The organism is Sphaerisporangium sp. NPDC051011, assembly GCF_040653595.1.
In the GTDB taxonomy this organism is placed as follows: domain Bacteria; phylum Actinomycetota; class Actinomycetes; order Streptosporangiales; family Streptosporangiaceae; genus Sphaerisporangium.
Genome location: NZ_JBFAGG010000001.1, coordinates 770,706 through 793,748, shown reverse-complemented (window position 1 = coordinate 793,748; position 23,043 = coordinate 770,706). Strand labels below are relative to the sequence as shown.

Here is a 23,043-nt window from a genome sequence, read left to right as displayed (position 1 = left end):
AGGCCGGGCCGACGCACTGACGATGTTCGACAAGGCGACGTTCGACGGGACGACGCCGCAGCCGGTCGCGTCGCGGGGAGAGCCGGGGCTTGCGTGGTCGTTGGTGTGTTGCTGTCGGGTTACAGCCGTGAACGTCCCGTGTTGTGAGGAAATCTCGAATTAACACTTGTACTGTTCTAGGTCACACCCTACGCTGCGAATATCACAGACGGCCTGAGTGCTACCCCTGCGTCTCCCCGGGTCTGTGGCAATCCCCCGATCTGGAGGTGGCGGGCATGCGTCCCGATCTCAAACATCGACCTGCCTCGATGAGGTGGCTCGTGGGTGTCGTCGCCCTCGCGGCTCTAGTGGTTGCGGCGGCGTTCGACACCAAGGTCCTCTCGCCGCAGCAGGTGGCGGACCTCAACCCGCCCCCGTTCATTGCCGAAAGCTACGCGGCCGACAAGTTTCCGAAGGTCACGGCAATGATTAAGCAGAAGGCCACCGACCTCGCCGTACTGGCTCCGGCCGTGGAGTCCGACCAGGGGGCCGCCGGCAGGCAGTACGGTCAGGACCTCGGCACAGGCAACTTCGCGTTCCCGGTCAAGGCGACCGGCACGGTCGAGGAGGTCGCCGACAACTTCGTCCTGCTGGCCGTCCGGGACGTGCCGAAGGACACCGTGGTGCGGGTCGCGGTCGGCGCATCCGTCAGCGGGACACCGGTTCGGGACGCCACAGGAACGATCAAGTTTGGTGATTTCACAGATCAGACTGATTACCAGTCCGTGGCAAACCAGTTCAAGCTTCAGATACAGCAGGCCGTGCTGGCCAAGCTCGACACCTCCTCGCTGAAGGGCAAGCGGGTCACCGTGTACGGCGCTTGGTCAACCGGTGGCCCGGCGAAGTCGTTCCTCATCCAGCCTGTGGATATCGAGGTGACGCCGTGAGCGCCGTCGCCGCCCGGACCGTACCCGGGAACGCGCCGGTCGCCGGCGACGTCGTCCTACGGGCGGTCGACATCACCAAGACGTACGGCGTCACACAGGCGCTCAAGGGCGTCAACTTCGAAGTGCGTCGTGGGAAAGTAACGGTTCTATTTGGTGAGAACGGCGCCGGCAAGTCGACCCTGATGAAGATCCTCTCCGGGGTCGAGCGGCCGACGAGTGGCCACCTCGAACTCGACGGCGAGGTGATCGACCTCCAGTCGACGACCCAGGCGGTCGATCTGGGCATCTCGATCATCCACCAGGAGCTCAACCTCTGCTCGAACCTGAACGTACGCGACAGCATCTTCCTGGGGCGCGAGCTGCGCCGCCGAGGCGGCGGGGTCGACTATGCCCGGGAGGGTGAGATCGCCCGCGAGGTGATGGCGCGGCTGGAGGAGGAGATCGCGCCGACGACGCTGGTGTCCGACCTGCGCCTCGGCCAGCAGCAGGTGGTGGAGATCGCGCGGGCGCTCGCCACGAACGCCCGCATCCTGATCATGGACGAGCCCACGTCGGCGCTGAGCGCGGCCGAGGTCGTCGTCCTGTTCAAGGTGATTCGTGAGCTGAAGGCCCAGAACGTGGCCATCGTCTACATCTCCCACCACCTGGAAGAGGCGATCGAGATAGCCGACCACGCCGTCGTCTTCCGGGACGGGGCGCTGGTCGCCACGGCGGACGCGGCCGACATCGACCTGCCGTGGGTGGTGTCCAAGATGGTCGGACGCGCCGCCGAGTACGACTTCGCCGGCGAGCCCCGCGAGCATGGGGACGTCGCCCTCGCCATCGAGAATCTCCGGGTACCCGACGCCGACGCGGGCGGCCGGCTCGCCGTCAACGACGTCTCGCTGCAGGTCAGGGCCGGGGAGATCGTCTGCCTCTACGGGCTGATGGGCGCCGGCCGGACCGAACTGCTCGAGGCGCTGGCCGGGCGGCAGCCCATCGCGGCAGGGCGGGTGCTCCTCGGCGGGCAGGACCTGCGGCCGCTGTCCATCTCCGAACGCATCGCCTCCGGCATCGGGCTCGTGCCGGAGGACCGGCAGCGTGACGGCCTCGTCCAGCTCATGTCGGTCGGGTCGAACATGTCGCTGTCGAGCCTGCTGTCCATGGTCGAACGCTGGTTCGTCTCCCGGAAGAAGGAGAACGCCGACGTCCAGACCATGACCAGAGAGGTACGGGTGAAGACCGCCGGGCCCGAGGCTCCGATCACCTCTCTCAGCGGCGGCAACCAGCAGAAGGTCGTCATCGGGAAGATGCTGCTGACCCGGCCCAAGGTGCTCCTGCTCGACGAGCCCACCCGCGGCATCGATGTCGGCGCGAAGGGCGAGATCTTCTCGCTGTTGTTCCGCGAAGCACGCAAAGGACTCGCGGTGCTGTACGCGACGTCCGAGATCAGCGAGGCGCTGACGGCCTCGCACCGGGTGGTGGTCATGTCGAAGGGCCGCATCGTGCGGGAGTTCGACCCCCGTACCGCCGGCCGTGAGGAAGTCCTGGCCGCCTCCGGCGAGCCCGGGCCTGAAGCCCTACACATCGGAGCAACGGAATGAGCGACACACAGGCCGCCGCCGGCCCGCGGATCCTGGGCCGCCGGATGAACGTCAACAAGCTGCTGGTCGAGGGGCGAGCCCTCATCGCCCTGGCGATCATCGTCGTCGGCTTCTCCGCGCTGTCGCCCCACTTCCTGGAGCTGGACAACCTCATCCTGATGACCCGGCACGTCGCCATGAACGCGATCCTGGCGATCGGCATGCTGCTGGTGATCCTCAACGGCGGGATCGACCTGTCGGTCGGCTCCACCGTCGGGGTGACCGGCGTGATCGCCGGGTATCTGCTGCAGGGGGCCCATGTTCCCTTCACGGACCTGATCGCCTACCCGTCGGTGTGGGTGGTGATCCTGATCTCGGTGGCCGTGGGAGCCCTGGTCGGCTACCTCAACGGCTTGGTGATCACCCGGCTGAACGTCGCTCCGTTCATCGCCACCCTCGGCATGCTCTACGCCGCGCGCGGCATCGCCCTGCTGATCACCAACGGTGAGACCTTCACCAAGCTGCGCGGTGAGGAGAAGCTGGGCAACACCGGTTTTCTCTCCCTGCTCGCCGGCACCCCGCTCGGCATTCCGATGCCGGTGTGGCTGATGGTCGTCTTCGCCATCGTCTTCTCCCTGCTGCTCAACCGCACCGCGTTCGGCCGCTGGCTGTACGCCAGCGGCGGCAACGAGCGGGCGGCGGAACTGTCCGGCGTACGGGTGAAGCGGATCAAGGTCCTGATCTACGTCATCGCCGGCTTCTGCGCCGCCACGGTCGGTCTTCTGCTGACCGCCGACCTGCCGGCCGCCACCCCGCGCGGTGGTGAACTGTACGAACTCAACGCCATCGCCGCGGTCGTCATCGGTGGCGCGGCCCTGTCCGGCGGCCGGGGCACGGTCCGCGGCACGATCATCGGCGCCTTCGTCATCGGCTTCCTCGTCGACGGCCTTGTCCTGGTCGGGGTCTCCGTGTTCTGGCAGCAGGTCATCAAGGGCGCGGTCATCGTGCTCGCCGTCGCGGTCGACCAGATCCAGCAGAAGCTGCAAAAGCGCCGCGAGCTCAAGCGGGCCGCGGCCGCGAACCCGCCGTCGACACCCACGGCCGGATCCCCCGGCTCGGATCCGGCACTCATCGGTAGCCGGTGACGCCGTCCCAGCCGATCACACCCCCACCCCCATCACCCCTACATGAAAAGAAGGTGTCCGATGAAGCGCAGGCTTGCTCTGCTCGGCCTGCCGATGGCCCTCGTCCTCGGCTTGACCGCTTGTGGCGGCTCCAACTCCAGCTCCGACTCCGGTTCCGGCTCCGGCAGCGGTTCCGCCGCCGCCGGCGGCGGCACATTCGCCGTCATCACGGTTGACCCGTCCAACCCGTACTGGAAGGCCGAGGTCACCACCGCGGCCGACGAGGCCAAGAAGCTCGGGTACGAGACCACCGTGGACGCCCACAACAGCGATCCGGACAAGCAGAACCAGTTCATCGACGCGGCCATCTCCAAGAAGGTCAAGGCGATCATCCTCGACCCGGCGGGCGCCAAGGAGAGCGTCGGAGCGGTCCAGAAGGCCAACGACGCCGGCATCCCGGTGTTCCTGGTCAACGCCGAGATCAACCAGCAGGGCATCGCGAAGTCCCAGATCGTGTCCAACAACGCTCAGGGTGCCACCCTCGGCGCCCAGGAGTGGGCCAAGGTCATGGGCGGCAAGGGTCAGTACGTGGAGCTGCTCGGCAACCCCACCGACAACAACGCCAAGGTCCGCTCCGACGGGTACGCCGAGGTGCTGTCACAGTTCCCGGACCTGAAGCTTGTGCAGCAGGAGACCGCGAACTGGGACCGGGCGGAGGGCAAGCAGAAGATGGAGGTCATGCTGCGCGCCCACCCGGACATCACCGGTGTGGTGGCCGGCAACGACGAGATGGCCCTCGGCGCGATCCAGGCGCTCAAGGATGCCGGAAAGCTGGCGCAGGTCAAGGTGCTCGGCTTCGACGGCAACCAGGATGCCGTCAACGCGGTCAAGGCGGGCGAGATGGTCGCCACCGTGCTCCAGCCCATCGTCCAGGGCACCACGCTGGCGGTCCAGCAGGCCGACAGCTTCCTCAAGACCGGCAAGACCGGCGCCGCCCAGGAGAAGCAGGCACTCGACTGCATCCTGATCACAAAGGACAACGCGGACAAGCTCAACAATTTCGTCCTGAGTAGCTGATCCGCGACTCCGGCGGACCGTTACGGCGACACGTCGAGGGGGTGGTCGGTCGTGGGCGGTGGCAGCCACCTCGCGCCCAGGGCAAGGACCAGGCCCGCAAACGCGGCGGGACAGCCTGGTCGCCCGCATCGGGAGGATGCTATCCAGCGGCACGGGCGAACAGCAGTGCGTGCCAGTCCATGACCGACCCCCGGCGATCACGAGGACATCAGATGACCAACGGCCAAGGGCCATTCCGGCAGCGGGAGCGCAAGACCGAGACGCGGCAGCGGCAGATCGCCGAACGCGTCGCCGCGCAGGGCTCCTGCTCGCCGCAGGAACTCGCCGCCGAGTTCCGGGTGAGCATCATGACGATCCACCGCGACCTCGAACAACTGGAGCGGCGCGGCATCGTGCGCCGGTTCCACGGCGGGGTGACCGCCCAGCCGTCCGGAGTCTTCGAGTCCCAGATGTCGTACCGGATGATGTCCCGCACCGAAGAGAAGCAGGCGATCGCGGCGGCGGCGCTGCGCTACGTCGACGCCGGCATGTCGGTGCTGCTCGACGACTCGACCACGGTCATGCACATGATCGAGGGACTGCGTGAGCGGGCACCTCTCCACGTGGCGACGACATTCCTGGAAGGACTTCGCCGGCTCAGTCAGCTCGCGGCCGAGGTGGACCTGACCGTCATCGGCCTCGGCGGCGTCTACGACATGCCGCACGACTCCTTCGTCGGGCTGCAGACCATCGAGCAGATCGCGGGCCTGCAGGCCGACGCCCTGTTCATGTCCACCTCCGCGATCTCGGCGACCGACGCCTTCCATCAGGAGGAGCGCATCGTCGCCCTCAAACGGGCGATGGTGCAGGCCGCGACCCGGCGTTTCCTGCTGGTCGACCACAGCAAGCTGGGCCGGGTCGCCCTGCACAAGATCGTGCCGCTGGACGTGTTCGACCTCGTCATCACCGACGCGGGAGCGGACCCGAAGGTGCTGGACGCGTGGAAGGCGGCCGGCATCCGGTACGAGGTCGCCACATGACGTACCACAACACATCGACACGCGCGTAGGAAAGACTGGCGATGACGCACATCTACGACGACCCCTCGGACTTCAAGGAACAGGTCATCGAGGGCTTTGCCGCGGCGTACGGCCGCTACGTCGAGCGGGTGCCCGGCGCATCCGGCTTCATCCGGCGGGGCGGCCCCCGGGCGGGAAAGGTCAGCCTTGTCGTGGGCGGCGGCTCGGGTCATTACCCGTCGTACTCCGGCACGGTCGGCCCGGGCTTCGCCGACGGCTGCGTCCTGGGTGATGTCTTCACCTCCCCGTCCACGGAGCAGGTCGTCCGGATCGCCCGGGCGGCCGACGGGGGCGCAGGCGTGATCCTTTCCTACGGCAACTACGCCGGGGACAGGCTCAACTTCGGCGGCGCGCAGGAGCGGCTGCGCGCCGCCGGCATCGACTGCCGCAACGTGTACGTCACCGACGACATCGCCTCTGCCGGTCCGGACGAGGCCGACCGGCGGCGTGGCATCGCCGGCACCTTCCTCGTCTACAAGATCGGCGGTGCGGCCGCTGACAGCGGCTGCGACGTGGACACCGTCGAGCGGGTCATGCGCGCGGCCAACGCCGCCACCTTCTCTTTCGGGGTCGCGTTCGGCGGGTGCACCCTGCCCGGCCGGGCCGAGCCGCTGTTCTCGGTCGAAAAGAACCAGATGGAGTTCGGCCTCGGCATCCACGGCGAGCCGGGGATCCGTACGGGGGAGTGGATGCCCGCCAGGGAGCTGGCCCAGGCGCTGGTCGACGCCGTGCTCGCCGAGCGGCCCGCCGGCGCCGGCGGGCGGGCGGCGGTGATCCTCAACGGTCTGGGCAGCACCAAGTACGAGGAGCTGTTCGTACTCTACGGACACGTCCAGAGGCTGCTCACCGCCGCGGGGGTCGAGCCCGTGCTGCCCGAGGTCGGCGAGCTGGTGACGAGCCTCGACATGGCCGGCTGCTCGTTGTCGCTGACCTGGCTGGACGACGAGCTGGAACGGTACTGGCTCGCCCCGGCCGACACCGCCGCCTTCCGGCGCGGCGAGACCTCCACGCTGCCGACGTACGCCAGGCGGACCGACGTGGCGGAACAGGAGGTCACCGACGAGCGCCCGGCGGAGGCCAGCCCGGTGTCCCGCGCGGCGGCCGGGGTCGCCCGGCGGGCCATCGCGGCCATGACCGCCGTCGTGGCCGAGAATGAGGAGAACCTCGGCAGGATCGACGCGGTCGCCGGCGACGGTGACCACGGCATCGGCATGGTCCGCGGCCTGCGGGCGGCCCAGGCGGCGGCTGAGGCGGCCGACGGCGGGGTCGGCGACGTGCTGACCGTGGCCGGTGACGCGTTCGGCGACAAGGCCGGCGGCACCAGCGGTCTGCTGTGGGGAGTGGGCCTGGCCGCCGTCGGCGCCGTCCTCGGCAACACCGACGAGGTCACCCCGGCGCTGCTGCGGGACGCCGTGCACGCGGGCGCCGCGGCGATTCAGCGGGTCGGCAAGGCCGAGCGCGGCGACAAGACGATGCTCGACGCTCTGCTGCCGTTCGCCGAGGAACTGGACCGGCAGCTCGGCGCCGGATTGAACCTGTCCGACGCGTGGCGGGTGGCTGCCGCCGCCGCCGTCGAGGCCGGGGCCGCGACCGCGTCACTTCGGGCGCGGGTCGGCCGGGCCAGGCCGCTGGCCGAGCGCGGCGTCGGCACACCCGACGCGGGCGCCGTCTCGATGGGGCTGATCCTCACCGCCGTCGGGGAGGTGCTCGCGCAGGCCGACTGCGTGAGTGGTCCAGCCTTCGTTGTCTCTCATCAGCCAACAGCGGCGGCGCACAGCGGCGTGCCCGCCGATTCGACTCTCGCCGATTTGCCCCCCGCCGATTTGAACCAAGGAGAAGCGCGATGACTGCGACAAGCGTCCAGCCGATTCCGGAGACCATGCAGGCCGTGGTCTGTCACGCCCCGGAGGACTACCGCCTGGAGGAGGTGCCTGTGCCCAAGCCCGGCAAGGGCGAGGCGCTCGTCCGCGTCGAGGCGGTAGGGATCTGCGCCAGCGACCTGAAGTGCTACCACGGCGCGGCGAAGTTCTGGGGCGACGAGAACCGTCCGGCATGGGCCGAGACCGAGGTGATCCCGGGGCACGAGTTCGTCGGTGAGATCGTGCAGCTCGACGAGGAGGCCTCCCGCCGCTGGGGCGTCGAGGTCGGCGACCGGGTCGTGTCCGAGCAGATCGTGCCGTGCTGGAAGTGCCGATACTGCCTCCGCGGCGAGTACTGGATGTGCGCCCCGCACCAGATGTACGGGTTCAAGCGCCGCCACCCCGGGGGGATGGCGTCGTACATGGTCTATCCGGCGGAGGCGCTCGTCTACAAGATCAGCAAGGACCTGCCTCCGGCCCACGCGGCGTTCACCGAGCCGCTGTCGTGCGCGCTGCACGCCGTCGAGCGGGCCAACATCCGGTTCGAGGACGTCGTGGTCGTCGCCGGCTGCGGTCCGATCGGCCTCGGCATGATCGCCGGTGCGGCCCAGAAGTTCCCGGCCGAGGTGATCGCCCTTGACATGTCGCAGGACAAGCTGGAGCTCGCCAAGCTGTGCGGCGCCACCCGGACCATCAACGTCGCCGAGCAGGACGCCGTCGCGATCGTCAAGGACCTCACCGACGGCTACGGCGCCGACGTCTACCTGGAGGGCACCGGGCACCCCTCCGCGGTGGCCCAGGGCCTGAACCTGCTGCGCAAGCTCGGCCGCTACGTCGAGTACAGCGTCTTCGGCTCCGACGTCACCGTCGACTGGAGCATCATCAGCGACGACAAGGAACTGGACGTGCTCGGCGCGCACCTCGGGCCGCACTGCTGGCCGGCCGCGATCCGGCTGCTGGAGTCCGGGAAGCTGCCGATGGACCAGATCTGCAGCCACCAGTTGCCGCTGAGCCGGTTCCAGGACGGGCTGGACCTGGTCGCCGACGGCACGAAGTCGATCAAGGTGTCCTTGATCCCCGGCTGACGCCGCCGGCCGCCGGCAGGCCCGGATTTCGGCAGGCCCGGTCTGACAGGTCTGGCCGTTGGCCGGCGGCTACTGGCGGGACCCGCGCCGGCCCCCTCCCCAATACGCCGGCGCGGTGCCCGCCAGTAGCCGCGGGCCTTCGGACCAGGACCCGAACGGGGCGATGCCGCCGCACCTCCGGCGGTGTCGCCGAAACACCCCACCAAGGAGAACGACGATGGGTGACAAACTGCGGATCGTGCTCGGCAGCGACGACGCCGGGCTCCGCTACAAGACACAACTGGCGAAGGATCTGCAGGCCGACGACCGGGTGAGCGAGGTGATCGACGTCGGCGTCGACGAGGACGAGGAGACCCACTACCCGCACGTCGCCGCGGCGGCGGCCCGGCTCATCGTCGAGGGCAAGGCCGACAGGGCCCTGCTGATCTGCGGCACCGGCATGGGCGTGGCGATCGCCGCGAACAAGATCCCGGGGATCCGGGCGGTGACCGCCCACGACAGCTATTCCGTTGAGCGGGCGGTGCTGAGCAACAACGCGCAGGTGCTCTGCATGGGCGAGCGGGTCGTCGGCCTGGAACTCGCCCGGCGCCTGGCCAGGGAGTGGCTCGGCTACCGCTTCGACCCCCGTTCCGCGTCGGCGGAGAAGGTCGCCGCCATCAGCGAGTACGAGGCGAGGACCAAGGCGTGACGGCACGGGGCGGAACCGCGGCGGGGGCGGTCGTCATCGACGCGGCACCGGCGCGGGCCCGGGACGAGGTGGAAGCGTTTCCCGCCGGCCACCCGGCCGGCTGACCGACGAGAGAGGAGCCGGCGCCGGCCATGGTCTGGATCGGTACGAGCTGGAAGATGAACAAGACCATCGGGGAGAGCCGCGAATACGCGCGGCTGCTCGCCGAGGCGCTGGCCGAGACGCCGCTGCCGGACGAGGTGCGGCCGTTCATCCTGCCGGCGCACACGAGCCTCGCGGCCGTCCGCGACCAGCTCGCCGGAGCGCCCGTGTTGCTCGGCGCGCAGAACGCACACTGGGCGCCGGAGGGGGCCGGTACCGGCGAGGTCTCCATGCGCATGGTCGCCGACGCGGGCGCCCAGCTCGTTGAGATGGGCCATTCCGAACGGCGGGAGCAGTTCGGGGAGACCGACGAGACGGTGGCGCGCAAAGCCCGGGCGGCGGTCGATCACGGCCTGCTGCCGCTGATCTGTGTCGGCGAGCCGGGGGCGGTGCGCGCAGCCGGTGACGCGGAGCGGTTCGTCACCGCGCAGGTGCGGGCGGCCCTGTCCCGGCTCCAACCGGAGGAGATACGTCAGACGTTGATCGCGTACGAGCCGGTGTGGGCGATCGGGGCAGGCGGCACCCCGGCGACGCCGGAACAGGTCGCGCCGGTGATGAGCCGAATCGCCGAGGAAGCCCGCCGGCTGGGCGCCGGGGCCGGCTGCCGGGCCCTGCTGTACGGGGGCGGCGTCGACGCGGGCAACGCCGCCGCGCTGCTTCGCGAGACGCCGGCCGACGGCCTCTTCGTCGGGCGGGCCGCGTGGAGTGTGGACGGGTTGCTGCGGCTGCTGGCGATCGGCCGCCGATACGTCGACGAGTGACCAGTGGGGGCTACGCCCGACGCGGGCCCCGGACAGCCGCCGCGACCGGCGCGGCAGGACCATGCGGGCGAATCCGGGCTCTCCCGGACCCTGCGTGACGGCTGATCCCAGCCGTATCGGCGGTATCGGCGGTATCGTCGTCATCCCTGAGCAGCCATGCGAGCCTGGCCGCGGCGACCGCCTGACGCGGATCGTGCGCGGGCAACTCCCCGATGAGGCGCTCGAACACTTCGATGTCCTCGCTGCCGGGCTCGCTCTGCCCGAACGTCCACAGCGCCTCGTGGTCCCGGGTGTCGAGGACCGCGGATCGCAGCGCCGTGACTAGCTGGTCGCGTTCGGCCCTGATCGCCGGCGCCTCCGACCGGGCGAGCAGCGGGGCGTGCGCCGCCGCCACCGCGGCGCGGATGTCGCCCGAGCGCAGCGCGTCGCGCACGGTCAGGAAGTCGGCCTCGACCTCGGCTCGCAGCCGGTACGGCTTGGCCGTCATGGAGGCCTCGCCGAGCTGGGCCCGGAGCCGGTGGATCTCGGCGCGCACCGTGGTCGGGTTGCCGTCGTCGCCGTACAGCTGGAGGGCGAGCTGCTCGGCGGTCAGCCCGGCGGGGCGCAGCGCGAGCAGCGCGAGCAGCTCGGCGCGCCGCAGGGTGAGCGGCAGCTCCCGGCCGTCCAGCACCGCCACCGGCCGGTCGCCCAGGAACGACAGCGACAGCATGGGGCGCCGCGTCGCCGGCGAGGCCTGGGCCGACCTCGGCAGCCGGATCAGGTAGCCCTCGGACAGCGGCTCCACCAGCGCCTCGCGACCGTCCGCGAGAAGCACCCGGTCGCTGCCGGCCCGGATGGGCAGCCGCGCGGGCCACGGCCCGCCGTACGGCTCTGCGGCGATCACCCGCCCCGTGGTGGTGAGCAGCGCGGCGGGCTCGCCGCGCAGGCCGATCAGGTGGGACAGGTGCTTCACCCGCAATCGCTCGTCTCGCAACTCCATCTGCCTGCGTAGATGGCTCTCCGCGAGCCGTGCGCTGGCGGAGACCAGGGTGACGATGGCGGGGTGCAGCTCCTGCAGCAGTCCGCTGATGTCGATCACGCCGAGCACCCGCCCGCTGTCGGGGTCGTGAACGGGCGCGGCGGCGCAGGTCCACGTGTGGTAGGCGCGCACCAGGTGCTCGGCGGAGTAGATCTGCACCGGAGCGTTGACCGCGAGGGCCGTGCCCATAGCGTTGGTCCCGATGGCCCCCTCCGCCCAGCCGGTGCCCTCGCGCAATCCGACCGGGTCGGCGAGCCGGCACAGCTCGGCGGGCCCCTCCCGCCACAGGATGGTGCCGTCCGCGTCAGTGACGATCATGACGTACGACGACTCGTCGGCGATGCTGACGAGCAGTTCGCGCAGCAGGGGCAGCACGTCGCGCATCGGATGTGCGGAGCGCACGTCCGGCACGTCCTCCGGCTTGTACACCATCGGCGGGCGGAAAACCTCCGGATCGACCCGTGCCGCGAGGGAGCGCCGCCAGGAATCCAAGATCACCGAACGCGGTGTCACCCGCGGCCGGTCGCCGCTCAGCACGGCCTCGTGAACCTGCTGCAAAACGTGGAACTGTTCGGTGGGATCGGATGTCAGATCCATGGTGGTCGCGGCTTCCGCAATCTCAGCGTCCATGGTGCACTCCGCGGCGACGTCGACGAGGGCAGTTGCGCCCACCTGAGCGACCGCCCCCGCATTGGTCTTGCTCACAGCAGCATGCCTTGCCGTTCCTTCGCGGACAAGGGCGGCACATCCCCCGTTCACGCCCCTGCAACGGCGCTGCAACGTCCAGGTCTCTACTTTCACTGCATCTCGTCGGTACAGCACCCAGGAGGGCGAACACATGGCGATATATGCGGCGCCAGGAGATTCGGGCAGCGTGGTTCAGTTTCGCCCGCGGTACGACCACTTCATCGGCGGGGAGTACGTGCCGCCGGCCGGTGGTGAATATTTTGCGAACCCGACACCGATCACGGGCGCGACGTTCACCGAGGTCGCCCGGGGGACCGCTGCGGACGTCGATCGGGCCGTGCGCGCCGCCGAGGGCGCCGCGGCCGCGTGGGGCCGCACCTCGCCGGCGGAGCGCGCCGAGGTGCTGAACAAGATCGCCGACAGGATCGAGCAGAACCTGGAGGCCATCGCCGTCGCCGAGTCCTGGGAGAACGGCAAGCCGGTGCGGGAGACCCTGGCCGCCGACATCCCGCTGGCCATCGACCACTTCCGCTACTTCGCCGGCGCGATCAGGGCGCAGGAGGGCGGCATCTCGCAACTCGACGCCGACACCGTCGCGTACCACTTCCATGAGCCGCTCGGCGTGGTCGGGCAGATCATCCCGTGGAACTTCCCGATCCTGATGGCCACCTGGAAGCTGGCCCCGGCGCTGGCCGCGGGCAACGCGGTGGTGCTCAAGCCGGCCGAGCAGACCCCGGCGTCGATCCACGTGCTGCTGGAGCTGATCGCCGACCTGATCCCGCCAGGCGTGGTCAACGTGGTGAACGGGTTCGGCGTGGAGGCGGGCAAGCCGCTCGCGCAGCACAGCGGAATCCGGAAGGTGGCCTTCACCGGGGAGACCACCACCGGGCGGCTCATCATGCAGTACGCCAGCGAGAACATCGTCCCGGTCACCCTCGAGCTGGGCGGCAAGAGCCCGAACATCTTCTTCGCCGACGTCGCGGACGCGCGGGACGCCTTCTACGACAAGGCGCAGGAGGGTTTCGCGATGTTCGCGCTGAACCAGGGCGAGGTGTGCACCTGCCCGTCCCGCGTGCTGATCCAGTCGTCCATCTACTCGTCGTTCCTGGCCGACGCGGTGGAGCGGGTGAAGAAGATCAAGCAGGGCAACCCGCTGGACACCGACACTATGATCGGCGCGCAGGCGTCCAACGACCAGTTGGAGAAGATCCTCTCCTACATCGACATCGGTAAGAAGGAAGGCGCGAAGATCCTCACCGGTGGTGAGCGGGTCGATCTCGGCGGTGAGCTGTCCGGCGGCTACTACGTCCAGCCGACGGTGTTCGATGGCGACAACAAGATGCGCGTCTTCCAGGAGGAGATCTTCGGGCCGGTGGTCTCGGTGACGAGGTTCGATGACTACGACGACGCCATCAAGATCGCTAACGACAGCCTGTACGGCCTGGGCGCCGGGGTGTGGTCGCGTAACGGCAACACCGCCTACCGGGCCGGCCGGGACATCCAGGCGGGCCGGGTGTGGACGAACTGCTACCACGCCTACCCGGCGCACGCCGCGTTCGGCGGGTACAAGCAGTCGGGGATCGGTCGCGAGAACCACAAGATGATGCTCGACCACTACCAGCAGACGAAGAACATCCTGGTGTCATACTCTCAAAACGCCCAGGGATTCTTCTGATCGAGTAGGCCGTGCGCGAGGGCCGCCCAGGGTTTCCCTGGGCGTCATGGGACACTCGCCTGCCGCGCTACCCCGGCTGCCGAGGGAGCGATGCGTCGGCTACGAACGACTGACGGGATCATGATGGGTGACTACCAGGACGTCCACTCGGCGAGCTTGGAAGATCCGGATGCCTTCTGGCTCGCGGCGGCCGACGCGGTGACCTGGTCGCGCCGCCCCCGGCGCGGGCTGGACGCCGACCGTGCGCCGTTCTACCGCTGGTTCCCCGACGGGGAGCTGAACACCTGCTACAACGCCCTGGATCGGCACGTGGACGCGGGGCACGGGGATCGCACCGCCCTGCTCTACGACTCCCCGGCGACCGGCGCGACCGCGCGGTACACCTATGCCGAGCTGCGCGACCAGGTGGCGCGGTTCGCCGGGGCGTTGCGCGGCCTCGGCGTCGAACGGGGCGACCGCGTCGTGATCTACATGCCGATGGTGCCTCAGGCAGTGATCGCGATGCTCGCCTGCGCGCGGCTGGGCGCGGTGCACTCGGTGGTGTTCGGCGGGTTCGCGCCCAAGGAGCTGGCTGCCCGGATCGACGACGCCGCGCCGAAGGCGCTGGTGTGCGCCTCCTGCGGGATCGAGCCGAGCCGGGTCGTCGAGTACAAGCCGATCGTGGACGAGGCGATCGCGGCCACGCCGCACGCCCCAGAGAAGGTCGTCGTGCTCCAGCGCGACCCCGCGCGGGCCCGGATGGGCGAGCGCGACGTCGACTGGGACGACCTGATGGCGGCGGCCGAGCCGGTCGGCTGCGTCGACGTGGCGGCGACCGACCCGCTGTACATCCTCTACACCTCGGGCACCACGGGTAAGCCGAAGGGCGTTGTGCGCGACAACGGCGGTCACGCGGTCGCGCTGACCTGGTCGATGGCCAATGTCTACGACATCGGGCCGGGAGACGTGTGGTGGACCGCGTCGGACGTCGGGTGGGTCGTCGGCCACTCCTACATCGTGTACGGACCGCTGCTGGTCGGCGCGACCACGGTGCTCTACGAGGGCAAGCCGGTGGGCACGCCGGATGCCGGCGCGTTCTGGCGGGTGATCTCCCAGTACGGCGCCAAGGCCCTGTTCACCGCCCCGACGGCGGTGCGGGCCATCAAGAAGGTGGACCCGGACGCCCGCGAGACGGCTAAGTACGACCTGTCGGCGTTCCGTACCCTCTTCCTGGCCGGCGAGCGGCTCGACCCGGAGACCTACCGGTGGGCCTCGGCGAAACTGGGCGTGCCGGTCGTGGACCACTGGTGGCAGACCGAGACCGGATGGGCCATCGCGGCGAACCTCCGCGGACTGGAGCCGATGCCGATCAAGCCCGGCTCTCCCACCGTGCCGGTGCCCGGCTATGACGTGCGGATCCTGGACCCATCGGGGCAGGAGGTGCCGCCGGGCGCCGAGGGTGCGATCTGTATTGGGCTGCCCCTGCCGCCCGGCACCCTGCCGACGCTGTGGGGCGACGACGAACGGTACCTCTCGTCGTATTTGTCCCGGTATCCCGGCTACTATCTGACCGGCGACGGCGGCTATGTCGACTCCGACGGCTACCTGTTCGTCATGGGCCGCACCGACGATGTGATCAACGTGGCCGGGCACCGCCTGTCCACCGGCTCCATGGAAGCCGTGCTGGCGGCGCACCCTGCCGTGGCCGAATGCGCGGTGATCGGCGTGCGCGACTCGCTGAAGGGGCAGGTGCCGCGCGGCTTCGTGGTGCTGAAGGCCGGCGTGGACATCGCGCCGGAGACCCTCCAGGCGGAGCTTGTCGCGGCGGTGCGCCGCGACATCGGCCCGGTGGCCGCGTTCAAGGAGGTGACGATCGTGGACGGCCTGCCGAAGACCCGGTCAGGGAAGATCCTGCGCAAGTCGATGCGCGCGATCGCCGACGGCCACGACGAGCCCGTGCCCTCGACGATCGAGGACCCGGGAGTGCTGGAGTCGCTACGCCCGCACCTGCGCCGGGAGTGACGCGACCTGTTCGCTCCAGCCAAGTACGCTCGAGGGCGTGCGCGACCCGCGAGGCCGGTGGGCGGTGGGAAGGCCCGGCCCGCCGGCCGTGGCGGAAGCGATCAGCCCGCGGTCACCTTGGGCGTACATGTGTACAAGCAGGTGCTCAACGGCAGGCACGGCTTCAACTCCACCGGTTCCTCGACCGGCAGAAGCTGCAGCGCGTTGAGATCGATCTCCATGGCTTTCACCCCCCTTCTCCAATGACGAGGAATGACTCGACCCGATGAGATCGACGCGTCGCGCGTCGCATCAAAGGGTCCTCGGAGCCGCTGGTTCACGCGGCTCCCGAGACCAGGAACCGGACGGCACGTTCGGCGAGAACGTCCCCGCCGGCGTCGTCGAACTCGCCGACGTGGCCTTCCCCGCCTGAGGCGGGACCACCACGTCGGGCGAGTCGACCATCCACCAGCGGGCGCCGCCGTGGCGCAGCCGGAGCAGGAAGCCGAGCACCCCCGCGACGCCGGCTTCGCGATCGGCGGCACCGCCGCCGCGCTCATCGTGAGCGCGCGCCACGATCCCTCCTACGCCCTGCTGTACGGACTGGACGCGGCCAGCTTCCTGCTGGCGATACCCCTTATGTTTCTATGGCCGGTCGCGGTGCCTCCAGCCGATCCGCCCGAGCACGCGGCCGACGGCGGGTACCGCGCGGTGGTGTCCGACCGGGTCTTCCTGCGCCTTTGGCTGCTGATCGCGGTGCTGGTCACGGCGGGCTACGCCCAGTTCACCTCGGCGCTGCCCGCCTACACCGCCCAGACGGGGCTGGGCGCCGGCATGTTGGCCATAGCCTTCACCGTCAACATGGTGACCGTCACGCTGGCACAACTGCTGGTGCTCCGTGTGCTCCACCGGATACGACGCCGGACCGCCCTGCTGCTGTTGTGCCTGTCGTGGGCGGTGACGTGGGCGCTGGTGCTGGCCTCCGGCCGCATGTCCGGCTGGGCCGCGGTGGCGGCGGTGCTGCTGGCCGCGCTGGTCTTCGGCCTGGGCGAGACGTTGATGTCACCGACCGTGCCTCCGCTGGTCAACGAACTCGCGCCGGAGTCACTGCGCGGCCGCTACAACGGCGCGGCGACGCTGGCCTACACCACGGGGTTCGCGATCGGGCCGGTGATCGCCGGTGCTCTGCTGGAGCGTGAGCTCGGCACGGTGCTGTTCGTCGCGCTGATCGCGGCCTGCGGGATGGCCGCCGTGCTCGCCACCAGGCTGCCGGCCGGCCCCCCCGGAGAGGAGGCGGTTGTAAGCACCCCGCAAGCGGTGTCAAGTGATCTCCCGTAGTCCTATGGCGTTTGTAAATAGAGCCGAAATCCGCTGAAATGGCGCCAGCGGCGCCGATCGTCAGGGCATCGGCACCGCCGCAAGCCGCTCTGGGTCGAGAACACCAGTTCGTGCGTAACTGGGCTCATGAGACACTCATCCTGTGGATTATCAGGACAACGAAAGCAGATCGCCTTACGAGCAGGTGACAGTTGGTTTCGCACTACTGGCCGCCGTGTTGCTCGCCGTGTCCATGTGGGTTTTCCGTGATTGGTTTCCCTCGCCCAAACTTCCATCGATCGTCACGGCAGCCGGAGTGCCGATCGCGGGCGCTGTGATCGGCTTACTCCAGACGAAGTCGTACGGCCGTGGATACCGCCGGTTCGGAGCCGCTATCGGGTTCCTGCTGGGCAGCCTGCTCGTATTCGCCGGTGGTTGGATTTTCATGGGCATTGCGGCATTCTATTACATGTAGGTTTCGCCGGAAAATCGCGTACGCGGGGGCGGTGGGCCATGGCCCCGGCATCTCGAAGCTTTGACCGGGTTTGATTTCTTGCGTGCGGCCGGCACCGGCCTTCGCCGCATGTAATAACTGGCCCAATTCGGGCACGAGAAAGGGCGCGACTCCCGAAGATCGAGGTTCGCCTTCGCCTTCTTCGTACGGGAGCCTGGCCCGGCCCTGATCGAGGAGGATCTCATCGCGCCGGCCCCGATGGGCTTCCCCATCGGCCCGGAGCACCGCATCGGATGGCTTCCGCTGTTTGCGGATCGACGTTCGCGGATCGACCAGCGGGTGAACGGCTGCGGTCGCGGGGATGTGGCCTCATGAGCCACTTGGTGCGGCGACATAAGTAGTAGATCGTGCCAAATCGACGGTTGGTAGCCGATCGGAATTCAGCGCTACGCCATCCCGACTCGCTTGGCTGCGGATGTGGATCATGAATCCGCGCACAACGAGGAGGAAAACTACGCCATGAGATCCCTCCAGCGAGGAATCGGCCGGCGGATCGCTGCCGTGATCGTGGCCGCGTTGGTCGCCGCACCCCTGTCGGGTGCGGTCGCCCAGGCCGACACCGTCACCGAGTACCTGCAGAACCCGAGCTTCGAGCAGCCCGGCGCCAACGCGGCCGCCCCCACCGGGTGGACGCCGGTGCTGATTGGGAATGAGACCGCTCCGTATCGGTGGGTCGTCCAGACTTTCAACGCGTCCGGTCAGTATCCGCCGCCCAGTCCGATCCCGGATGGGCAATTCGGACTTGAGATGTTCTGGCAGGTTGGTTCGAACCTTGGCGTCATGGGCATCGCCGCCCAGCAGAACGTCAACGTGCCGAGCGCGAACGACCTGTACTTCAGCTACGACGCCGCGCAGACCTTCTACCCCGACTCGCGCTCCGCGAACTGGGCCGGTGCGATGGCCGAGGTGCAGTTCACCTCGGGCGGCCAGGCCAACAGCCTGCGCTACTTCCACCCCATGTCGCGTACCGACTACACCGGCTCGCCGCAGGACTCGGCCACGACCAAGTACATCATCGGCGAGCGGTTCACCGGCAACGGCGACTGGGTCGCCAACTCCCGGGACCTCGACGCCGACATCCGGACCAAGTTCGGGATCACCGACTTCACCGTGACCTCGGTGCGGGTCGGCAACCTACAGGACCGCAAGGCCGTCTCCCCGTTACCCAACATGACCACGTACTGGGATGACGTGGAGCTGACCAAGGGCGGGGTGAACGAGGGTCCGGGCAACCCCGACCCGACCACCCCGGACTGCACGAAGATCAACGGTATCCAGGGCAGCGGCCCCGTGTCCCCGTGCGTCGGCAGGACGGTCACCGTGCAGGGTGTGGTCACCGGCATCGACGACGAGGTGGGCGCCGACTACAACCGCACCTACCCGGAGGACCGCGGCATCTTCCTGCAGTCGCTGCCGTCCGACGACGACAACAACCCGGCCACCTCCGAGGGCGTCTTCGTCGGGTACGTCGACACTGCCTCCTCGTTCCGCCCCGGTGACGTCGTCCGGGTGACCGGCCAGGTCAAGGAGAAGTTCGGCCTCACCGAGATCGCCGAGCAGATCGGCCAGGAGCCGACGAAGCTCGGCACCGCGGCCGTGCCGGCCCCGGTCGTCATCGACCAGGCGCGCGCCGAGTCGCAGGGCGCCGACAGGGCGTACTACGAGTCGCTGGAGAACATGCTCGTGAAGCTGCCCGTGGGTACGGCGAACTCGGGCGGTACCAACAAGTTCGGCGAGCTCTTCCTCACGCCGGGGACCACCCGCGACCGGATCCTGGAGGGCGAGCCGCTGCCGGTGTCGCTCCTCGCGCTCGACGCCGACGCGGGCGCCGGCAACCCGGCCAACCCGCACAAGCCGCCGGCTCCGTCCACCACCTACGTCACGGCCGACCTTTTCGACCAGGTACGCGACGCTACGGGTCCGCTCTCCTTCTCTTTCAGCAACTACAAGCTGATGCCCCAGCCGGGCGCGCTGCCGTCCGTCGTGGACGGTCCGGTGGCCTACCCGTACACGGGTGTCCCGCAGGCCACCCCGGGTCAGGTCCGGGTGGTGTCCTTCAACGTGCTGAACTACTTCCCGGTCGGTGTGGAGCTGGACCTGTCCCCGGTCGGCCAGGCCGAGTACGACGAGAAGAAGGCGCGCCTGGCAGACGCGATCGACCGCCTGCTGAAGCGTCCCGACATCGTGGCCGTGCAGGAGGTCTACAACCTGGCGGTGCTCCGGGACCTGGCCGCCACGCTCGGTGGCTACACCGCGTACCTGCTGGAGGGCAACGACTCCCGCGGCATCGACGTCGGCTACCTGGTGAAGGACGGGGTGCAGGTGGCGAACCTGCGCCAGTTCGACAGGACCACCCCGGGGTGCGACGACTCGGGCCTCGCCTACGACCGGCCGCCGCTGGCGCTCGACGTCAAGGTGTACGGCCGGGAGTTCACCATCGTGAACAACCACTTCAAGTCCAAGGGCGGCGCAGGCGCGTCCGGCGCCTGCCAGTTGCAGCAGGCCAACCGGCTCCGCGGCCAGGTGGCGTCGCTGGAGGCGGCCGGCCGACAGGTGATCGTGCTGGGTGACCTCAACCAGTTCGAGACCGAGACGCCGCTGGCCGCGTTGCAGACCGGCACCAGCCTGACCAACCTCTGGGGCAGCGCTCCGGCCGAGTTCCGCTACAGCTCGCAATACCAGGGCGTGCTGCAGACGCTCGACCACGTGCTGGTCACCGACGGGCTGGACAGCGCGGTGGCGGACTTCCGCTACGCGCCGATCAACACCGACTACGCGGACCGGTTCACCGGTGGCGGCGCGGGCGCCGACGGGCACAAGGTGGCCGACCACAACCCGGCCGTGCTCACCCTTTCCCTCGACGGGGTCGCGCCGGTGACGAGCGCGACGATCGACCCGGCCCAGCCGACGAGCGGCTGGTTCACCAGCGCGCTGCTGGTCACGCTGTCGGCCACCGACCAGGGCAGCGGGGTCGACCGTACCGAGTACCAGCTCGACGGCGGCGCCTGGACCGGCTACACCGAGCCGGTCGTCGTCGCCGGGGACGGCCCGCACACGCTGGCCTACCGCTCCGTCGACAAGACGGGCAACGTCGAGGAGACCAAGACCCTGGCGGTCAAGGTGGACGCGACGGCACCGGTGACCACCGCGTCCTTCCCGCCGGGCAATGGCGGCTGGCACAACGGCGGCGTGCCGGTGACCCTGTCCGCGACCGACGCCGGTTCCGGTGTGGCGGGCACCGAGTACGCGCTGGACGGCGGCGCCTGGACCCCGTACACCGCGACGGTCACCGTCTCGGGTGCGGGTGAGCACGAGCTGCGGTACCGCTCGACGGACAAGGCCGGCAACGTCGAGGAGAGCAAGGCGGTCACGGTCAAGATCGACACCGGTTCCCCCACCGTGGTGATCTCCGGTATCGCGGACGGCACCACCTACGGCGACAGCCTGGACCTGCCGATCGGCTGGCAGGTCGTCGACACCCGTTCCGGGGTGAAGACGGTGACCGGCACGCTGGACGGGCAGCCGTTCCAGCCGGGCACGCTCAAGCTGCACGAGCCGGCCCTGGGCGAGCACACGCTCACCGTCACCGCCGTCAACAACGCCGGCAACCAGACCGTGCAGACGGTGAAGTTCACCATCGGCACCTCCACCAACGACATCTCCGCCCTGATCGACCGCTTCGAGAAGGTCGGCAAGCTGACCGCCCATGGCGCGGCCAAGCTCCAGGACCGCATCTCCAAGGTCATGGTCTCGGAGGACAAGGACCGAGAGCGGGACAAGAAGAAGATCGTCAAGAAGCTCGAAAAGTTCGTTGACGCCGTCAACGATCCTAAGAACGTCTCGGACGACCAGGTCAAGGCGTTGCTCCTGCGCGACGCCAACGCCCTGATCGCCGAGAACGGCGGCCCGTCCGAGAGCTGACCATAGCGGGGGCATAGCCCTCCCACCAGGGGTGCCGGGCGACCGTGAGGAAGCCCGGCGCCTCAACCGTCCGTGGGCGGGTAGAACGAGGGGGTTGCCCGGTCTGCGAAGCGTCAACCCCCGCGCGCCGCTTGACCGCGACGCGACGGGAGAACCTCCGGCCTCCACTTCAGGCCGGGGAGGAGTCCAAATCTCTGGTCAGGTGCAGCACTCCGCGAGCACTTCCCGATCGTGTCCGACTTCCATCGTCGGTACTTCGGTTCCCCCCTGCCCTGCGAGCACGGCGTGGGGAGTGGTCGCACTCGCGCTCCCCGGCCGGCTCGTCGAGATCGCCGCACGGGCGCGCGTGGACATTCCCAGGTAGGGCACGAAGCTCCACTACTCTCATCCGGCTCTCATCCGGCAAGGTGACGCCGGCGAGCCGCATGAGTTCTCCATCGAGCAGGTGGTCACCGCGCGAGTCCGCGACTGATGACGAGGCGCTGGATCTGGTTCGTCCCCTCGAAGATCTGCATGACCTTGGCCTCCCGCATGAATCGCTCGACCGGGAAGTCCTTCGTGTAGCCGGCGCCGCCGAGGACCTGGACGGCGTCGGTGGTCACTTGCATCGCGTTGTCGGTGGCCACGAGCTTGGCGACGGAGGCCTGCCGGGAGTACTGCTTGCCGGCGTCCTTCAGTCGCGCGGCGTGGAGGTAGGTCGCGCGAGCGGTCTCGACGGCGACCGCCATGTCGGCGAGCAGGAACGCGAGGCCTTGGTGCTCGATGATCGGCCGGCCGAAGGTCTCACGCTCGCGGGCGTACCGGACCGCCACATCGAGCGCACCTTGGGCGACGCCGGTGGCGACCGCGGCGATCCCGAGTCGTCCGGCGTCCAGCCCGGCCAACGCGATCGGCAGACCCTGCCCCTCGGCTCCGAGCCGGCGCTCGACCGGGACGCGTACGCCGTCGAACAGCATCGTCGCCGTCGTCGATCCCATCAGGCCCATCTTGCTCTCCGGGACGTCCGCCGTGAGTCCGGGCGCGTCCGCGGGCACCAGGAAGCAGGAGATGCCGCGACCGCCTTCGTCGCTCGTCCTGGCCATGACCTTGTAGAAGTCGGCCTTGCCGCCGTGGGTGGTCCATGCCTTCGCGCCGGTGATGACGTAGTCGTCACCATCGCGGACGGCGCGCGTTCGCATCGCCGCCGGGTCCGAACCGGCGTGCGCCTCGGAGAGGCAGTACGCGCCGAGGAGTTCGCCGCCGAGCATGTCGGGGAGGTGCCTCTGCTTCTGCTCCTCGGTGCCGAACATGGAGAGGCCGAAGCACGAGAGGGCGTGCACGCTGGTGCCCACGCCCACGCTGGCCCACGCGGTGGCGATCTCCTCGAGCACCTGCAGGTACACCTCGTACGGCTGCCCACCGCCGCCGTACTCCTCGGGGTAAGGCAGGCCGAGCAGACCCGCTGCTCCGAGCGTGCGGAACACGTCGCGGGGGAAGTCCGCGTTCCGCTCCGCTTCGTCGACTCGGGGCCTCAACTCCTTGTCGACGATGCTTCGCGTCAGAACGATCAGGTCATCCGCCTCGGATGTCGGCATCAGGCGTGTCACTGGCATCGAGAACCCCTTCCACGTTCTTGGAACAGCGATAGTACTGGTATGCGGACTGTAGTAC

Annotated in this window: 18 protein-coding genes; 15 read left to right on the top strand and 3 right to left on the bottom strand. The window is 69.2% G+C overall.

What is annotated here, in order from left to right; translation table 11 throughout:
• Positions 1–320: 320 nt before the first annotated feature.
• From AB0H21_RS03465 to AB0H21_RS03425, 9 genes are all read left to right on the top strand, one after another.
• Positions 321–926 (top strand): DUF2291 family protein, encoded by a 606-nt coding sequence (locus tag AB0H21_RS03465; protein WP_358510970.1) that lies wholly within the window; start codon positions 321–323, stop codon positions 924–926.
• Complete coding sequence (locus AB0H21_RS03460; protein ID WP_358510964.1) at positions 923–2,509, top strand: sugar ABC transporter ATP-binding protein; 1,587 nt, start codon at positions 923–925, stop codon at positions 2,507–2,509. The genes AB0H21_RS03465 and AB0H21_RS03460 overlap by 4 nt, the downstream gene beginning before the upstream one ends.
• Positions 2,506–3,633 (top strand): ABC transporter permease, encoded by a 1,128-nt coding sequence (locus AB0H21_RS03455; protein WP_358510961.1) that lies wholly within the window; start codon positions 2,506–2,508, stop codon positions 3,631–3,633. The genes AB0H21_RS03460 and AB0H21_RS03455 overlap by 4 nt, the downstream gene beginning before the upstream one ends.
• Positions 3,634–3,693: 60 nt before the next feature.
• Entirely contained in the window at positions 3,694–4,689 is a 996-nt protein-coding gene (locus AB0H21_RS03450; protein WP_358510958.1) for a D-ribose ABC transporter substrate-binding protein, read from the top strand.
• A 212-nt stretch (positions 4,690–4,901) separates the two neighbouring features.
• A complete protein-coding gene (locus tag AB0H21_RS03445; protein ID WP_358510956.1) occupies positions 4,902–5,708 on the top strand; it encodes a DeoR/GlpR family DNA-binding transcription regulator in 807 nt (268 codons plus the stop codon).
• 41 nt (positions 5,709–5,749) lie between these two features.
• The gene (locus AB0H21_RS03440) at positions 5,750–7,594 is read left to right on the top strand and encodes a dihydroxyacetone kinase family protein (RefSeq protein ID WP_358510953.1); all 1,845 of its coding nucleotides are present in this window, start codon (positions 5,750–5,752) and stop codon (positions 7,592–7,594) included.
• Positions 7,591–8,691 (top strand): alcohol dehydrogenase catalytic domain-containing protein, encoded by a 1,101-nt coding sequence (locus AB0H21_RS03435; protein WP_358510950.1) that lies wholly within the window; start codon positions 7,591–7,593, stop codon positions 8,689–8,691. The genes AB0H21_RS03440 and AB0H21_RS03435 overlap by 4 nt, the downstream gene beginning before the upstream one ends.
• A 217-nt stretch (positions 8,692–8,908) precedes the next feature.
• Entirely contained in the window at positions 8,909–9,379 is a 471-nt protein-coding gene (locus AB0H21_RS03430) for a ribose-5-phosphate isomerase (RefSeq protein WP_358510947.1), read from the top strand.
• 131 nt (positions 9,380–9,510) lie between these two features.
• Complete coding sequence (locus tag AB0H21_RS03425) at positions 9,511–10,281, top strand: triose-phosphate isomerase (RefSeq protein ID WP_358510944.1); 771 nt, start codon at positions 9,511–9,513, stop codon at positions 10,279–10,281.
• Between the two features lie 10 nt (positions 10,282–10,291).
• Here the strand turns inward: AB0H21_RS03425 and AB0H21_RS03420 are convergent, their stop codons facing one another.
• On the bottom strand, positions 10,292–11,929 hold the full coding sequence (locus AB0H21_RS03420) for a GAF domain-containing protein (RefSeq protein ID WP_358510941.1): 1,638 nt from the start codon (positions 11,927–11,929) through the stop codon (positions 10,292–10,294).
• A gap of 208 nt (positions 11,930–12,137) precedes the next feature.
• Here AB0H21_RS03420 and AB0H21_RS03415 point away from each other — a divergent pair, with 208 nt between their 5' ends.
• Positions 12,138–13,661 (top strand): aldehyde dehydrogenase family protein, encoded by a 1,524-nt coding sequence (locus AB0H21_RS03415; protein WP_358510939.1) that lies wholly within the window; start codon positions 12,138–12,140, stop codon positions 13,659–13,661.
• Positions 13,662–13,784: 123 nt separating this feature from the next.
• Positions 13,785–15,662 carry a propionyl-CoA synthetase gene (locus tag AB0H21_RS03410; RefSeq protein ID WP_358511375.1) on the top strand — a complete coding sequence of 626 codons (1,878 nt, stop codon included), beginning with the start codon at positions 13,785–13,787 and terminating at the stop codon, positions 15,660–15,662.
• Between the two features lie 101 nt (positions 15,663–15,763).
• On the opposite strand, the gene AB0H21_RS03405 is transcribed toward AB0H21_RS03410, so the two are convergent.
• Entirely contained in the window at positions 15,764–15,883 is a 120-nt protein-coding gene (locus AB0H21_RS03405; RefSeq protein WP_358510936.1) for an ALQxL family class IV lanthipeptide, read from the bottom strand.
• Between the two features lie 44 nt (positions 15,884–15,927).
• Between AB0H21_RS03405 and AB0H21_RS03400 the strand changes: the two genes are divergently transcribed.
• The 4 genes from AB0H21_RS03400 to AB0H21_RS03385 all read left to right on the top strand — a co-directional run bounded on the left by AB0H21_RS03400 (position 15,928) and on the right by AB0H21_RS03385 (position 21,393).
• Positions 15,928–16,074 carry a hypothetical protein gene (locus AB0H21_RS03400; protein ID WP_358510933.1) on the top strand — a complete coding sequence of 49 codons (147 nt, stop codon included), beginning with the start codon at positions 15,928–15,930 and terminating at the stop codon, positions 16,072–16,074.
• A gap of 50 nt (positions 16,075–16,124) precedes the next feature.
• Positions 16,125–16,979, top strand: a complete 855-nt coding sequence (locus AB0H21_RS03395) for an MFS transporter (protein WP_358510930.1) — start codon at positions 16,125–16,127, stop codon at positions 16,977–16,979.
• A gap of 142 nt (positions 16,980–17,121) precedes the next feature.
• Positions 17,122–17,433, top strand: a complete 312-nt coding sequence (locus AB0H21_RS03390; RefSeq protein WP_358510927.1) for a hypothetical protein — start codon at positions 17,122–17,124, stop codon at positions 17,431–17,433.
• Positions 17,434–17,931: 498 nt separating this feature from the next.
• Positions 17,932–21,393 carry an endonuclease/exonuclease/phosphatase family protein gene (locus tag AB0H21_RS03385; RefSeq protein ID WP_358510924.1) on the top strand — a complete coding sequence of 1,154 codons (3,462 nt, stop codon included), beginning with the start codon at positions 17,932–17,934 and terminating at the stop codon, positions 21,391–21,393.
• Positions 21,394–21,842: 449 nt separating this feature from the next.
• Here AB0H21_RS03385 and AB0H21_RS03380 read toward each other — a convergent pair whose 3' ends face one another.
• Positions 21,843–22,985 (bottom strand): acyl-CoA dehydrogenase family protein, encoded by a 1,143-nt coding sequence (locus tag AB0H21_RS03380; RefSeq protein WP_358510921.1) that lies wholly within the window; start codon positions 22,983–22,985, stop codon positions 21,843–21,845.
• Positions 22,986–23,043: the final 58 nt, after the last annotated feature.